Genomic DNA, 14,309 nt, shown 5'->3' with positions numbered 1-14,309 from the left:
CCCAGGGCCCGCTCGCCGGTTTCGCGGCTTGGGCGTCGGTAGGACGTTACCGCCGCGCCCGACGGGCCCGATTTTGTTAAAAGAAACGCCCTAAAGGGCTGATTTTGCAGCCCGAAGCGGTGGGCAGACGGCCTGTAAGCCGGGTTCTGTGCGCCCTGGTGGCCCAGGGGCGGCGACCATTCATCTGGGGCGGGCGTTGCCGACCGCCTCGTGCGACCTACCCGAGCGACACCCCGGAAACCGGGCCGGGCCGCGCCATCAGGCCGGCCCCGGTCGCTCCTTCTCGGTCTTGCTCCCGGTGGGGTTTACCGTGCCCCGACCGTTACCGGCCGGGCGGTGCGCTCTTACCGCACCCTTTCACCCTGACCCGCCGAGCCGCTCGGGCCGGTGGGCGGTTTGCTTTCTGTGGCACTGTCCCTGGAGTCGCCTCCGCCGGGCGTTACCCGGCACCGTGTTTCCGTGGAGCCCGGACTTTCCTCTCCCACCACGGCCTCGCCGCGGTCGGGAGCGGCCGCCCGGCCGTCTGCCCACTGGTTTTATATGACGCGGCCGGCGGAGGCGCGCAAGTGTCGCCGACCAGCCGGGTGGCCGGGGCCGGGCACCGCGCCGGGTCGGGGCGGTTCGAGCGGGCCGCTGCTGTCGACCACCACGCGCCCGCAACCCGACCGAAGCACATCTGCCCCGTCTCAGCGGCGGGCCTTGCCGAACAAGTCGACCAGTTCGTGAAACTGGCGGCGCTGCGCCTGCGGGTCGCCGGCCCGGATCGCCTGTTCCACGCAACTGGCGGCGTGGTCCTTGAGCACTTGGTCTTCGACCTTGGCCAGTGCCGCGCGCACCGCCTGCAATTGGTACAGCACGTCCATGCAATAGCGGTCCTGCTCGATCATACGGGCGATGCCGCGCACCTGGCCCTCAATGCGGTGGAGCCGGCGCAGCTTTGCGGTCTTGTCGGTGGCCTCGGCCGGGCTGTCGGCGGTTTCGGTCGTGTCCGTCATTAGCAGCGGGTCCTTGACGTATACCCCATAGGGGTACCATGTGTAGCGAACGGATGAGCCGGCGTCAAAGCGGCGTCGGCCGGACGACGGAGCGGCGACGAAGCCCCCGACGGGCCGGAGTTGATGCCGCCGACCGGTTCGATGCGGCAGCGCCCATCCGCTGACTTGATCGGAGCAAAGGAGCCATCCATGACCGACACTCCTACGCTAACGACGTCCAACGATCCAGGCACCGCCGTGCGCCACGCGGACGCTGCAGAGGATCAAGGCTGCGCTGGCCACGGCGCCAAATCCGGCGGCGAAGCGGAAGCGGGCCACGCCCATGGTCATGGCGCGAACCGCTGGGTCACCTCGGCGCATGCCACGCTGCATTGTTTGAGCGGCTGCGTGATCGGTGAGGTCGCCGGTCTGGCCATCGGCGTGTCGCTGGGCTGGCCGGTGTGGGCGACCATCACCCTGGCGACCGTGCTGGCCTATATCTCCGGCTTCACCCTCGGCCTGGTGCCGGTGATGCGCCAGACCGGGCGCACCTTCGTCCAGGCGTTCAAGGCCATCTGGCTTGGCGAGGCGATCTCCATCGGGGTGATGGAAATCGCCATGAACAGCGCCGACGTGATGGTCGGCGGCGCCAGCGCGGGTTCGATCCTGGAGCCGGCGTTTCTGATCGGCCTGGCGGTGGCGATCCCGGCGGGCTTCCTGGCCGCCTGGCCGGTCAATGCCTGGTTGCTGGCCCGCGACATGAAGAAGTGCCACTGAGCCGGCGGGCGGGCCGTCGGAGTCTTCAGGGCCTTCCGGGGCCGGTGGGGCTGGCTGTGGCGGTTATTGGCCAGCCCCGATCCCGTTGCTAGGATGGCCGCGCATCACGTCAGGAGATCGCCGTGGCTCACGCGCATACCCATGGGGCGGACAAGGCCGGGCTGAACCAGCGCCGGTTGGGTCTCGCCGCCCTGCTGACCGGCCTGTTCATGGTGGCGGAAGTGGCCGGCGGTGTCATTTCGGGCTCGCTGGCGCTGCTGGCCGACGCCGGGCACATGGCCACCGACTTCGCGGCCCTGGGGCTTGCCTGGTTCGCCGCCCGGCTTGCCCGACAGCCGGCCGACGCCCGACGCACCTATGGCTTCGACCGGTTTTCGGTGCTGGTGGCGTTCGCCAACGGTCTGGCGCTGTTCGCCATCGCCGGTATGATCGTGATCGAGGCCGGGCGCCGGCTGGCCGAGCCGGTGGCGGTGCAGGGGCCGGTGATGCTGGGCGTCGCGGCGGCCGGGTTGGCGGTCAACATCCTGGCGTTCTGGATTCTGCACGGCGCCGACCGGGGCAATCTCAATGTGCGCGCCGCCGCCTTGCACGTGTTGGGCGACCTGTTGGGCTCGGTGGCGGCGATCGGTGCTGCGGTGGTGATCATGACCACCGGTTGGACGCCCGCCGACCCCTTGCTGTCGATCCTGGTGGCGCTGTTGATCCTGCGCAGCGCCTGGCTGGTGGTCAAGGACGCCGGCCGCATTCTTCTGGAGGCCGCGCCCGTGGGCGTCGACGCCGAGGCGATCGCCGCCGACCTGGTGGCCGAACTGGACGGCGTGGTCGACGTGCACCATGTGCACGCCTGGGCGCTGACCGAGACCCGGCCGATGATCACCCTGCACGCCTGCATCGACGCCGGCGCCGACCCGGTGGGGCGGATCGCCGCGATCAAGGACCGGCTGCACGCCCGCCACGGCATCGACCACGCGACGGTCGAGATCGAATATGGGCGCTGCTGCGATGCGGTGATCCATCGCCGCGCGGCGGTGGCCACGTCCTGAACGCCGGGCGGACCGACGCCGCCCGCGCCGCCGCTGGCGTCGGCCTCACCGGCTTGCTATACCGCGCCCATGCCCGATCATGACCCGTTCGACCTGAGCCATTTCGATGCCCCCGCGCCCGCCGGCGCGCCCGCCGCCGCTGGTGAGCCTGTGCCCGGTAGCGAGCCGGCGAGGGCGTCGGTACCGCCCGCCGTGCCCCAGTCGCCGCCCGCTTATCTGGACGGGCTGAACCCGCCGCAGCGCCAGGCCATCGAGGCGCTCGACGGGCCGGTGCTGGTGCTGGCCGGCGCCGGCACCGGCAAGACCCGGGTGCTGACCACCCGCATCGCCCATCTGATCGCCACCGGCCGCGCCGGGCCGGGGCAGATCCTGGCGGTCACCTTCACCAACAAGGCGGCGCGCGAGATGACCGAGCGGGTCGAGGCGCTGCTTGGCCGGCCGATCGGCGGCATGGCCATCGGCACCTTCCACGCCATCTGCGCGCGCATGATGCGCGGCGTCTATGGCGCCACGCCCGGCGCCGGCCTGGTGGGTCTCGACCGCAATTTCACCATCCTCGACCCCGACGACCAGATCCGCCTGCTCAAGCAGCTCATGGCCGCCGAGGGCGTCGACGAAAAACGCTGGCCGGCGCGCGCCCTGGCCGGGCTGATCGACCGCTGGAAGAACCGGGCGCTGACCCCTGACCGGCTGCCCGAGGCCGAGGCGCACGGCTTTGCCAACGGCTTGGGCGGCCGGCTCTATGGCCAGTATCAGGCGCGCCTGAAGACGCTCAACGCCTGCGACTTCGGCGACCTGTTGCTGCACATGATCACCGTGTTCCAGAACCACGCCGATGTGCTGGGCGACTATCACCGGCGCTTTCGCTATCTGCTGGTCGACGAGTATCAGGACACCAATGTGGCGCAGTATCTGTGGCTGCGCCTGTTGGCCCAGGACAGCAAGAACATCTGCTGCGTCGGCGATGACGACCAGTCGATCTATGGCTGGCGGGGCGCCGAGGTGGGCAACATCCTGCGCTTCGAGCGCGACTTTCCCGGCGCCCAGGTGATCCGGCTGGAACAGAATTACCGCTCCACCGGCAATATCCTGGGCGCCGCCTCGGGGCTCATCGCGGCCAATGAGGGGCGCATGGGCAAGACGCTGTGGACCGAGGCCGGCGCCGGCGACGCGGTGGTGGTGCGCGGGGTCTGGGACGCCGAAGAGGAAGCGCGCCAGATCGGCGACGAGATCGAGGATCTGCAACGCGAGGGCCTGGCGCTCGACCGGGTCGCCGTGCTGGTGCGCGCCGGCTTCCAGACCCGCGAGTTCGAGGACCGGTTCATCACCTTGGGGCTGCCCTATCGGGTGGTCGGCGGCCCGCGCTTCTATGAGCGGCGCGAGATCCGCGACGCCATGGCCTATTTCCGCCTGCTGGTCCAGCCGTCGGACGATCTGGCGCTCGAACGGATCATCAATGTGCCGCGCCGGGGCATCGGCAAGGCGACCTTGCAGGCGCTCAACGCGGCGGCGCGTGCTGAGGGCGTGCCGCTGATGGTCGCCATCGACCGCCAGTTGCGCGCCGGCGCGGTCAAGGGCCGGGCACGCACCGCCCTGACCCAGTTGCTGACCGACTTTGCCCGGTGGCGGGAGTTGTTGGACGCCGGCGAGCACCGCCACACCGAGGTCGCCGAGATCGTCCTCGACGAGTCCGGCTATCTGGCCATGTGGCAGGCCGACACCTCGGTCGAGGCGCCGGGGCGGATCGAGAACCTGCAGGAGTTGATCCAGGCGATGGCCGAGTTCGACAATCTGGCCGGCTTTCTGGAGCATATCGCGCTGGTTATGGACAATGACCGCCAGGCCGACGGCGCGGCGGTCACCATCATGACCCTGCACGGCGCCAAAGGGCTGGAGTTCGACACCGTGTTCCTGCCCGGTTGGGAGGAGGGCGTGTTCCCCAACCAACGCGCCATCGACGAAAGCGGGCTCAAGGGGCTCGAAGAGGAACGCCGGCTGGCCTATGTGGGCATCACCCGGGCCAAGCGCCGGGCGCGCATCTATCACGCCGGCAACCGCCAGGTGTTCGGCAAGTGGCAGTCGCAGATCCCGTCGCGCTTCCTGGACGAGTTGCCCGAGGACCATGTGGAGATGGCCGCCGATACCGGCCTTTATGGCGCCCAGGGCGGCATGGCCTGGGGGCGCAGCTACGAGGCCGGCGCCTGGGGGCGGATGGACGCCGGCGCCGGCGGTTCGGGCGGCGCGGGGAGCGCGGGCCATGGCGACGCCGGACGCCACGCCGGGCCCGGCTGGCAGCGCATGGCCCGGCGCGAGGCCCGCGCCAACCCCTTCGACCGCGACCAGAAGCCCGCCGCGCGGGGCACCACGCTCGACCTGCGCGCCCGCAAGGTGACGGTTCAGGACAGCGCGGCGGCGTCCTATGACCAGGGCGACCGGGTGTTCTCCGACAAGTTCGGCTATGGCACGGTCACCGCCACCGACGGCAACAAGGTCACGGTGGCGTTCGACAAGGCCGGCGAAAAGCGCCTGGTGGCCAGCTACGTCCGCCCCGCCGACCAGGCCTGAGCGCCGCCGGCGCCGGGCGTTGGCGGCACCATGGTGCTGGGGCTTGAGCGCCCGGGGGTGTTAGCGCCCGGGGGCGTCGCCATGGCGGGTGTCAGCGATGGCGGGCGGCGCAGCGCCGGGCCGCCTGGCTGGTCCGGTCGGGGTCGGTGATCGCGGCGTGGGCGGCGGCGGCGCGGTCGGTGGCCAGCAGGTCGACCCCTTGGCCGACCAGGCGGCGGTAGCGCGCGTCGTCGCCCGATGCGGCGATGGCGCGGTCGATGTCCCACATGGTGCCGAACGAGACCGGCACGCCGGCGGCGTCGAGCGCCTGCCAAAGCGCGGGCGCCGGCGCGCCGACCCCGGTCCAGGCCAGAATGCGCCGCGGGTCGACGCCCCGGGCCGCCAGGGCCTTCAGGTCCGCCTCCGCATCCACCGACACCGAGACGCCGAGCCGGTCGTTGGCGGCCAGCGCCGTGGCGGCGGCGTCGGCGCTGTAGGTGATCACCGTGGCGACCGCCTCGGCGTTGTGGGCGCGCACCGCGCGGGCGACCCGGGCGATGTCGACGCCGCGTTTGACGTCCAGTTGCAACAGCACCGGCGCGCCCCGCCAGCCCAAGGCCCAGGCCAGGGCGGCGTCGAGCGTCGGCACGGCAAAATCGGTGGCCGCCCCGTCATTGTCGCGCAGCCGCAGCCCGGCGATCCGCTGCCACGGCGTGTCGGCGACCGGGCCCGTGCCGGTGGTGGTGCGGTCGAGGGTGTCGTCGTGCATCAGCAACAACACGCCGTCGGCGCTGCGCCGCACGTCCACTTCCAGCGCCACCGGCCCCAGGGACGCCGCGTGCGCGAAGGTCTCCAGCGCGTTTTCGGGATAGCCCGGCGCCGGGCCACCGCGATGGGCGCTGACCAGCGCCACGTCGGCGGCGTCCAGGCAGCGCAGATAGGCGATCGCCGGCGCGTCGGCCTCGGGCGCCTGGGCCTGTGCCGGTGCCTGGGCCTCCAGCGGTTCCCGAGCCGGTTCCTGGCCATGGCCGGCGACCGGCGCGGCCAGCACGGCGCCGATGGCCACCAGCGCCCGGGGCAGGGCTGGGCTAAACGCCGGGGCCAATGCCGGGATACGCGCCTTGGGGATCAAGCCGGCGGCCAAACGGGACAATGAAAACCACCCGCTGAGCGGACGGGCGGTCGGGTCGGCGGCGGTGTGTTCAGGCATGGCGGCGGGGTCCGGTCGCGAAGCTGGGGGTCAAGGTTGCGCGACCCAATAGCGCAGCTCCACCGGGACCGCCAGCGCGAATTCTATAAGGTTGAAAAAAGGGGGGATTATGAACGTTCTCGGCGATTACTGGCGCGATCTGCGCACCGCGGCCGAATTGTTGCTGGTTCTTCGGCCCTATCATTGTCTTGGGGTGGGCATCGCCCTGGCCCTGGCGGCCGATCTGGTTTTATCCGGCGGCCTTTGAGCCATCCGGTTGGCCGCCCCTAAGCCGTCCCGAAGCTGTCCCTGAACCGGTCGGCGGTGACACCCCGCTGCGGTCTTTGACCGGCAGGGACCGGCGGGGCGACCGCGCACCGGATCGGCCGGCCGAGGGGCCTTGATGCCCCCGCCACCGCGCGTCTACAAGCGGGCCTCAGTGGTTTTTCAGGCACAGCGGGCGCGCATTCATGCACAAAGGGTTGGGACCGATCGTCGGATGGCTGCGGGCGTGGGTGGCGCTCTGCGTCAGGCGCCCGCGTCTGGTATTGGCGCTGGTGACCAGCCTGGCCTTGGCTGGCCTGGCGCACGGCATCGCCTTCATCTCCATCGACACCGAAGCGCGCAACATGATCGACGGCGATCTGCGCTATCGCCAGGTGCAGCAGGCGTATCTGGACGCGTTCGGGCAGAGCCGGGATTCGATCGCCGTCATTGTCCGCGCCGAGACGCCCGAGACCGCCGACGAGGCGACGCGCATGCTGGTCGACGCCATGCGCGCCCGGCCCGACACCTTCGACACCGTGTTCGCCAGCGCGGTCGAGCCTTATCTGCGCGACAACGGGCTGTTGTTCCTGTCGGTCACCGAACTGGAGGACCTGTCGGGCCGGTTGAGCGACGCGACGCCGTTCCTGGAACGGCTGATGGCCGACCCGACACTGACCGGGCTGTTCAAGCCGATGAAGGGCGCGCTCGAACGGGATTTCGAGCCACAGGTTCTGATCGGGCTGTTCGACGAGTTGAGCGTCACCGCCGACGCCGCCTTGGCCGAGTCGTCGGCGGCTCTGGCCTCGGGCGGCGGCGCGCCGCCGACGCGCGCCATGTCCTGGGCGCGGGTTTTCGACCCCGACGGCCAGATGACCGGGCAGGGGCCGGTGATGCGCGTGATCACCGCCAACCCACGCCAGGATTTTCGCAGCCTCAACCCCACCAAGCGCGTCGAGGCGACACTCGACACCTTGTTCGACGAGGTTCGCGGGGTGGTCGCCGGGCCGGTGGCGTTTGCGGTCACCGGCGACGCGGTGCTGCGCGGCCAGGAACTCAAAAGCGTGTCGAGCGGCATCGGCGTGTCGACCATGCTGTCGCTGGTGCTGGTGGCGGTGATCCTGGCGGTGGGGCTGCGGTCTTGGGCGTTGGTCGGCGGCGCGCTGTTGTCGCTGTTCTTGGGACTGTTTTTGACCTTCGGTTTCGCCAGCGTCGCGGTGGGCTCGCTCAATCTGGTGTCGATCGCGTTCACCGTGCTGTTCATCGGCCTTGGCATCGACTTCGCGATCCATCTGGCGCTCAGCTTCTGGGACGAACGCCGGCGCGGCCAGCCGGTGGGGCGCAGTCTCGACAACGCCATGGACGAGATCGGCCTGGCCTTGTTGTTGTGCGCACCGACCACCGCGCTGACCTTCTATGCCTTCATCCCGACCGCGTTCACCGGCATCGCGCAATTGGGCATCATCTCGGGCACCGGCGTGTTCATCGCCTTCTTCACCGCAGTCACGGTGATCCCGGCCTGGCTCGCCCTGGTCAACCCGAGCCCGAAGCGCTTCAAGCGCGATCCCCATCCGGCGTTCCAGCGCCGCTTCGCCAAGGTCACCCGGCCGATGGCGCTGATCGCGCTGGTGCTCGGCGCGGTGGCGATCCCGTGGGCCGACGACGCCCGGTTCGACGCCGACCCGATGAGCCTGCGCGACCCCGACAGCCCCGCCGTGCGCGCCTTCCAGCTTTTGTTCGAGAAGGACAACACGGTCCCCTACACGCTGCAATATCTGGCCGCCGACCTGGGCGCGGCGCAGGACAAGGCCGAGATGTTCGAGCGCCTGCCGGCGGTGCGCCAGGCGCTGACCCTGGCCAGCTTCGTGCCCAAGGATCAGGCGTTCAAGCTGACCGAATTGGACTATTTGGCCGGCCAGTTGGCGATCGTGTTCCAGACCGAGCCCGAGCCGACCACCGACCCCGACAGCCACCGCGCGGCGATCACCGACTTTATCGCCGTCGGCCGCGACATGCTCGACACCAAGCGCGCCGAGGCCGACCCGGCCCTGCGCCCCGGGCCGTTCGAGGCGTCGTTGACCCGGCTGATCGACCGCATGGCGCGCATGGTGGCCGCCGACGACGCCACCCTGGCGCGGTTCGAGGCCCTGGTGATGCGCCACCTGGGTGACCATCTGGGGCTGTTGGAGCGCCAGGTGGCGGTGGCGCCGGTGGGCCTCGACGATGTGCCGGAGACCTTGCGCCGGCTTTACCTGGCCGACGACGGCCGCGCGCGGGTGCAGATCTATCCCGCCTATGACGTGGCCGACGAGGCGCGCCGCGCGCGCTTCGTCGATGAGGTGGGCGCGGTGGAGGAAGACGTGACCGGCTCGGCCAAGGTGGTGCTCTACGCCGCGCGCTATGTCAGCGAGGCCATGGTCCAGGCCACCGCCACCGCCGGGGTGCTGGCGGCCGTGATCTTGTGGGTGGCGCTGCGCCGGCTGACCACGGTGGCGTTGATCCTGTTGCCGCTGGTGCTGGCGGGCGTGTTTACCATGGCGGCGAGCACGCTTTTGGGCATGCCGTTCAACTTCGCCAATGTGATCGTGCTGCCGCTGCTGATCGGCTTGGGGGTGGACAGCGGCATCCATTTCGTGCTCAGAGCACGGGCTGGCGGCGGGCCCTTGTCGGCGGTCGCCACGTCGACCCCGCGCGCGGTAAGCCTGTCGGCACTGACCACCATCGGTAGTTTCGGCACCCTGGCGCTCAGCGACCACCGCGGCACGGCCAGCATGGGCATCCTGCTGACCGTGGCGATCGGCTTGACGCTGGTCTGCACGCTGGTGGTATTGCCCGGTCTGTGGAGCCTGCGCCACCCGCCCGGCGATACGGACGACGGATGACAGGGCCGCCATACCGGCTTGTGGCAAGAGTGCTGCACCTGCTCTTATGATGACCGAAATGGTCTGAAAAGGGGGTGACGCATACCGGCTTATGGTGTATGGCGCCATAGGAGAACAGGAATTCCAGGATAAGAGGAAAGAGCCGTGGCTGTCCCCTTGATACAACAATTCCGCGTCGGGTCTTACATCCTCAAGCAGAAGCTGATGGGGCGGCAACGCTATCCGCTGGTGCTGATGCTGGAGCCCTTGTTCCAGTGCAATCTGGCGTGTCCGGGCTGTGGCAAGATCGATTACCCCAAGCGCATCCTGGAACAGCGCCTGTCCAAGGAAGAGTGCCTTGAAGCGGTCGACGAGTGCGGTGCGCCGATGGTCTCGATCCCCGGCGGCGAGCCGCTGCTGCACAAGGAGATCGACGAGATCGTCGCCGAGATCGTCGCGCGCAAGAAGTTCGTCTATCTGTGCACCAACGCGCTGCTGCTCAAGAAGGCGCTCAAGAAGGGTACGTTCAAGCCGTCGCCCTATCTGACCTTCTCGGTCCATCTGGACGGGCTGGAAGAGGAGCATGACGAGGCGGTCGACATGAAGGGCGGCTTCAAGCGCGCGGTCGAAGCGATCGAGATGGCCGTCGAGCAGGGCTTCCGCGTCACCGTCAACGCCACCTTGTTCAACAATGCCGAGCCCGAGCGCGTCGCCGAGTTCTTCGACTATTGCATGACGCTCGGCGCCGAGGGGATCACCGTATCGCCGGGTTATGCCTATGAGCGCGCGCCCGAGCAGGAGCACTTCCTCAACCGCCAGCAAACCAAGACCATTTTCCGCGACGTGTTCCGCCTGGGCAAGAAGCGCGAGCGCAAGTGGGTGTTCAACCAGTCGTCGCTGTATCTGGATTTCCTGGCCGGCAACCAGCAGTACGAATGCACGCCCTGGGGCAATCCCACGCGCAACGTATTCGGCTGGCAGAAGCCGTGCTATCTTCTGGGCGAGGGCTATGCCGGCAGCTTCAAGGAATTGATGGAAGACACCGACTGGGACAGCTACGGCACCGGCAAGTACGAAAAGTGCGCCAACTGCATGGTCCATTGCGGCTATGAGCCGACCGCAGTCGACGACACCGTGGCCCACCCGTTCAAGGCGTTCCTGCGCATGGTGCGCGGGGTCGAGACCGAAAAGCCCATGGTCCAGGACCTGGACCTGTCCAACCAGCGGCCGGCCAAGTATATCTTCGACAAACAGGTGGACGCGTTCATGAACGACGCCCACATGCCCGACGCCACCAAGCGCGATGGTGAGGGCGAAAGCGCGGAAAGCCGCGTCGCCTGACGCCGCGACGCGCCCCGGCGGCGTCGCCTCGCGCGGCACCGGCGGGGGTCTGTGAGCCCCCGATCTGACGACCACGCCCGCCCCGGCCGTTCGGGGCGGGCGTTTGTGGCTGGAGGCAAGCTGTCATGTTGCGCTGGTTCGAGACCCGGCTGGAGGCGTTTCCGTCCGACCCGGCGGAGCAGCCGCCGCGCGGGCTGTGGGCCTATTGCTGGCACTATGCGCGCTCGGCCAAGGGGCTGATCGGCGCCATGGCGGCCACGTCGGCGGCCGTGGCGATCCTGGAGGTGTGGCTGTTCGCCGTGCTCGGCCAGTTGGTCGACTGGCTCGACGGCGCCGACCGGGCGACCTTCCTGGCCGAGTATGGCTGGACGCTGGTGGGCATGAGCGTCGTGGTGCTGGTGGTGCTGCCGGCCATGGCGCTATTGAGCGGTCTGGTGGTCCACCAGGGGCTTCTTGGGCCGTTCCCCATGCGCATCCGCTGGCTGACCCACAAATATCTGCTGGGCCAAAGCCTGAGCTTCTTCCAGGACGATTTCGCCGGCCGCATCGCCACCAAGCTGATGCAGACCTCGCTGGCCGTGCGCGAGGTGGTGCTCAAGCTCACCGATGTGTTGCTCTATGTGGGCGTCTATTTTCTCGGTACGCTGGCGCTGCTCGGCGGTTCGGACTGGCGGCTCATGGTGCCCATGGTGCTGTGGTTTCTGGGCTATGTGGCCATGATGCGGTTCTTTCTGCCGCGCTTGCAGGACCGCTCGGAGCGCCAGGCCGACGCCCGCGCCGACATGACCGGCCGGGTGGTCGACAGCTATGCCAACGTCCAGACGGTCAAGCTGTTCGCCCGGTCGGGGCGCGAGGAACGCTATGCCCGCGACGGCATGGACGGCTTTCTGGCCACCGTGTTCGCCCAGATGCGCCTGGTCACCGGCTTGCAGACCTGTCTCTACACGCTCAATTCGCTGTTGGTGTTCGGCGTTGCCGGGCTGTCGATCCATCTGTGGCTGACCCAGGCGGTGTCCTTGGGCGAAATCGCGGTGGCCATCTCCATCGTGCTGCGCCAAAGCGGCATGGCTCAGTGGATCATGTGGGAAATTTCGGCGCTGTTCGAGAACATCGGCACGATCCGCGACGGCATCGCCACCTTCGCCCGGCCGCGCGCCATCGTCGACCGGCCGGACGCCCGCGCCCTGACCGTTACCCGCGGCGCGATCCGCTATGACGGCGTGGCGTTCCACTATGGTAAGGGCTCGGGCGTGATCGACGATTTGACCCTGGAGATCGGGGCCGGCGAGCGGGTCGGTCTGATCGGCCGCTCAGGCGCCGGCAAGTCGACCCTGGTCAACCTGTTGTTGCGCTTCCACGATGTGGAGGCTGGGCGCATCCTGATCGACGGCCAGGACATCGCGGCGGTGACCCAGGAAAGCCTGCGCCGCTCGATCGGCATGGTCACCCAGGAACCCGGGCTGCTCAACCGCTCGGTGCGCGACAATATCCGTTTCGGCAGCCCCGAGGCCTGCGATACCGCCGTCTGGCGCGCCGCCGAGCGCGCCCACGCCGCCGAGTTCATCACCGGACTGGTGGATCACAAGGGCCGGACCGGCCTCGACGCCCATGTGGGCGACCGGGGCGTCAAGCTCTCGGGCGGCCAGCGCCAGCGCATCGCCATCGCGCGCATGTTCTTGAAGGACGCGCCGGTGCTGTTGCTCGACGAGGCCACCTCGGCGCTCGATTCAGAGGTGGAGGCGGCGATCCAGGACAGCCTGGCCGAGTTGATGGCCGGCAAGACGGTGATCGCCATCGCGCACCGGCTGTCGACCATCGCGTCCATGGACCGGCTGATCGTGCTCGACCGCGGCCGCATCGTCGAACAGGGCACCCATGACGATCTGCTGCGCGCCGGCGGCCTTTACGCGCGCCTGTGGCAGCGCCAGTCGGGCGGCTTTTTGACCGAGGAAGCCGCGGCGGAGTAAGCCGGCCGGCGCCTTGAGGATGTCCCGGCCGGTCAGCCCGGCGCCCGGCCCAGCGTCAGGGTGACCTGGCGCAGATGGGCCAAGAGCGCGGCGCGATTGGCGAAGCCGGTCAGGGCCTCGAACGGGATCGGCGCGCCCACCCGGACGTCGAGCGGCGTGTCGATGCGCCGCGCGGTTTCGCGGAATAGCAGCGACAGGCGCAGGGTCTGGCTCAGATGGCTGGCGATCTGGAACAGCCGCGAATTCTGCCCGGCGAAGTGGACCGGCACGACGCTCGCCCGGGCGCTCAGGATCAACTTGGCGGTGAACGGGTGCCAGGGCCGTTCCTCGGCGCGGCCGGAAAAAGCGCGCGGGCTGGTCGCGACGCCGCCGCCGGGAAAGAGGCCGACCGCGCCGCCCTGGGCCAGCCAGTCGCGCGCCGCCTTGCGCGCCGCCAGCATGGACGCCTGCGCGGCCGGGGTGCCGGCGAAGTCCACCGGCAGCAGATGGCCGTGCGCCTCGGGGATTCGGGTCAGCGCGGCGTGGGCCATGACCAGAAGGTCACGGCGCGCGCGCAACGCCAGCGCGGTCAGCGTCAGCCCGTCGAGCACGCCGTAAGGATGGTTGGCGATGAACAGCACGGGCCCGCTGGCAGGCACCCGGGCGAGGGCCGCGTCGTCGACCCGAAGGTCGAGGCCCAAGGCCGCCACGGCGCGGTCGAAGAAGCTTTCATCCGGTGCCCAAGGCCGTGCCGCCGCGCGGTCGTAGAGCCGCTTCAGCCGGCGCCGCCCGCCGGCCTGTTCCACCAGCGCGATCAGCGCCCGCTTGGCCACCGGCAGGTCCGGCGTGGCGTAGGAAAAGCGTGCGGGCGGCGGTTTGGCCACGGGTCAGAACGGGCTGCGGTCGATCGGACGCTCGGCGCCGTCTGGGCTCTGGCGGCCACGCTCGACCCAGAACACGGCGGCGTAGGAGAAGCCGAGCGCCAGAATAGCCGTGCCGAGGCCCAACAGGAATAGACCGCTGGTCTGTTCGATTTCCAGCAAGATGAACTTGCGCACCACCGCCAACACGCCGATCAGCAACACTGTGCGGACCTGGGTCAGACCGTGTTCGCCGGCGGCCATTTGTTGAACGGAATGCGCGAGTTCGAGCGCGATGATCGCCGCCAACACGCGCTCGAACAGGCCCTGGAAGGTTTTGTAGGTGAAGCCGGTGTCGAGCGTCCAGAGCGTCTCGCCCACACCAATGAGGAATTGCAGCGCCGCCATGGCCACCACCGCCATCAGCCCAATGGTCAGGGCGGCGGCCACCAGCCGCTCGAATCCTTGATAAATCCGTTTGAAAACCATGGTCGCCAGCTTAACGGGCGC

The 14,309-nt window shown here is 69.2% G+C and carries 11 protein-coding genes and 1 other RNA gene; 7 read left to right on the top strand and 5 right to left on the bottom strand.

All coding sequences use genetic code 11. The annotated features are described in order from the left end of the window. Positions 1-119: 119 nt before the first annotated feature. Positions 120-527: RNase P RNA component class A (rnpB, locus tag EV659_RS11755), an RNA gene on the bottom strand. A 159-nt stretch (positions 528-686) separates the two neighbouring features. Further along, the gene (locus EV659_RS11750; RefSeq protein ID WP_132709084.1) at positions 687-995 is read right to left on the bottom strand and encodes a metal-sensitive transcriptional regulator; all 309 of its coding nucleotides are present in this window, start codon (positions 993-995) and stop codon (positions 687-689) included. 189 nt (positions 996-1,184) lie between these two features. Between EV659_RS11750 and EV659_RS11745 the strand changes: the two genes are divergently transcribed. From EV659_RS11745 to EV659_RS11735, 3 genes are all read left to right on the top strand, one after another. Beyond that, positions 1,185-1,751 carry a DUF4396 domain-containing protein gene (locus EV659_RS11745; RefSeq protein ID WP_165878869.1) on the top strand — a complete coding sequence of 189 codons (567 nt, stop codon included), beginning with the start codon at positions 1,185-1,187 and terminating at the stop codon, positions 1,749-1,751. A 122-nt stretch (positions 1,752-1,873) separates the two neighbouring features. Further along, positions 1,874-2,794 (top strand): cation diffusion facilitator family transporter, encoded by a 921-nt coding sequence (locus EV659_RS11740; RefSeq protein WP_165878868.1) that lies wholly within the window; start codon positions 1,874-1,876, stop codon positions 2,792-2,794. Positions 2,795-2,863: 69 nt separating this feature from the next. Next, entirely contained in the window at positions 2,864-5,359 is a 2,496-nt protein-coding gene (locus tag EV659_RS11735; RefSeq protein ID WP_132709082.1) for an ATP-dependent helicase, read from the top strand. 91 nt (positions 5,360-5,450) lie between these two features. Here EV659_RS11735 and EV659_RS11730 read toward each other — a convergent pair whose 3' ends face one another. Continuing rightward, positions 5,451-6,548: a glycerophosphodiester phosphodiesterase family protein gene (locus tag EV659_RS11730; RefSeq protein WP_132709081.1), complete on the bottom strand. Its 1,098-nt coding sequence runs from the start codon at positions 6,546-6,548 to the stop codon at positions 5,451-5,453. Between the two features lie 109 nt (positions 6,549-6,657). Between EV659_RS11730 and EV659_RS14720 the strand changes: the two genes are divergently transcribed. The 4 genes from EV659_RS14720 (at position 6,658) to EV659_RS11715 (ending at position 12,960) form a co-directional block, all read left to right on the top strand. Next, complete coding sequence (locus EV659_RS14720) at positions 6,658-6,795, top strand: hypothetical protein (protein ID WP_165878867.1); 138 nt, start codon at positions 6,658-6,660, stop codon at positions 6,793-6,795. A gap of 202 nt (positions 6,796-6,997) precedes the next feature. Beyond that, positions 6,998-9,673, top strand: a complete 2,676-nt coding sequence (locus EV659_RS11725) for an MMPL family transporter (protein WP_132709080.1) — start codon at positions 6,998-7,000, stop codon at positions 9,671-9,673. 144 nt (positions 9,674-9,817) lie between these two features. Then, positions 9,818-10,993 (top strand): adenosyl-hopene transferase HpnH, encoded by a 1,176-nt coding sequence (gene hpnH, locus EV659_RS11720; RefSeq protein ID WP_132709079.1) that lies wholly within the window; start codon positions 9,818-9,820, stop codon positions 10,991-10,993. A gap of 125 nt (positions 10,994-11,118) precedes the next feature. After that, a complete protein-coding gene (locus EV659_RS11715; RefSeq protein WP_132709078.1) occupies positions 11,119-12,960 on the top strand; it encodes an ABC transporter ATP-binding protein in 1,842 nt (613 codons plus the stop codon). Between the two features lie 32 nt (positions 12,961-12,992). Here EV659_RS11715 and EV659_RS11710 read toward each other — a convergent pair whose 3' ends face one another. Together EV659_RS11710 and EV659_RS11705 are read right to left on the bottom strand one after the other, a co-directional pair. Beyond that, positions 12,993-13,823: a lysophospholipid acyltransferase family protein gene (locus tag EV659_RS11710; protein WP_132709077.1), complete on the bottom strand. Its 831-nt coding sequence runs from the start codon at positions 13,821-13,823 to the stop codon at positions 12,993-12,995. 3 nt (positions 13,824-13,826) lie between these two features. Next, on the bottom strand, positions 13,827-14,288 hold the full coding sequence (locus EV659_RS11705; RefSeq protein WP_132709076.1) for a phosphate-starvation-inducible PsiE family protein: 462 nt from the start codon (positions 14,286-14,288) through the stop codon (positions 13,827-13,829). Positions 14,289-14,309: the final 21 nt, after the last annotated feature.

The sequence above is a fragment of the Rhodothalassium salexigens DSM 2132 genome (genome assembly GCF_004341375.1).
In the GTDB taxonomy this organism is placed as follows: domain Bacteria; phylum Pseudomonadota; class Alphaproteobacteria; order Sphingomonadales; family Rhodothalassiaceae; genus Rhodothalassium; species Rhodothalassium salexigens.
The sequence above is the reverse complement of the archived record's forward strand: the minus strand, read 5'-3'. Positions and strand labels throughout refer to the sequence as shown.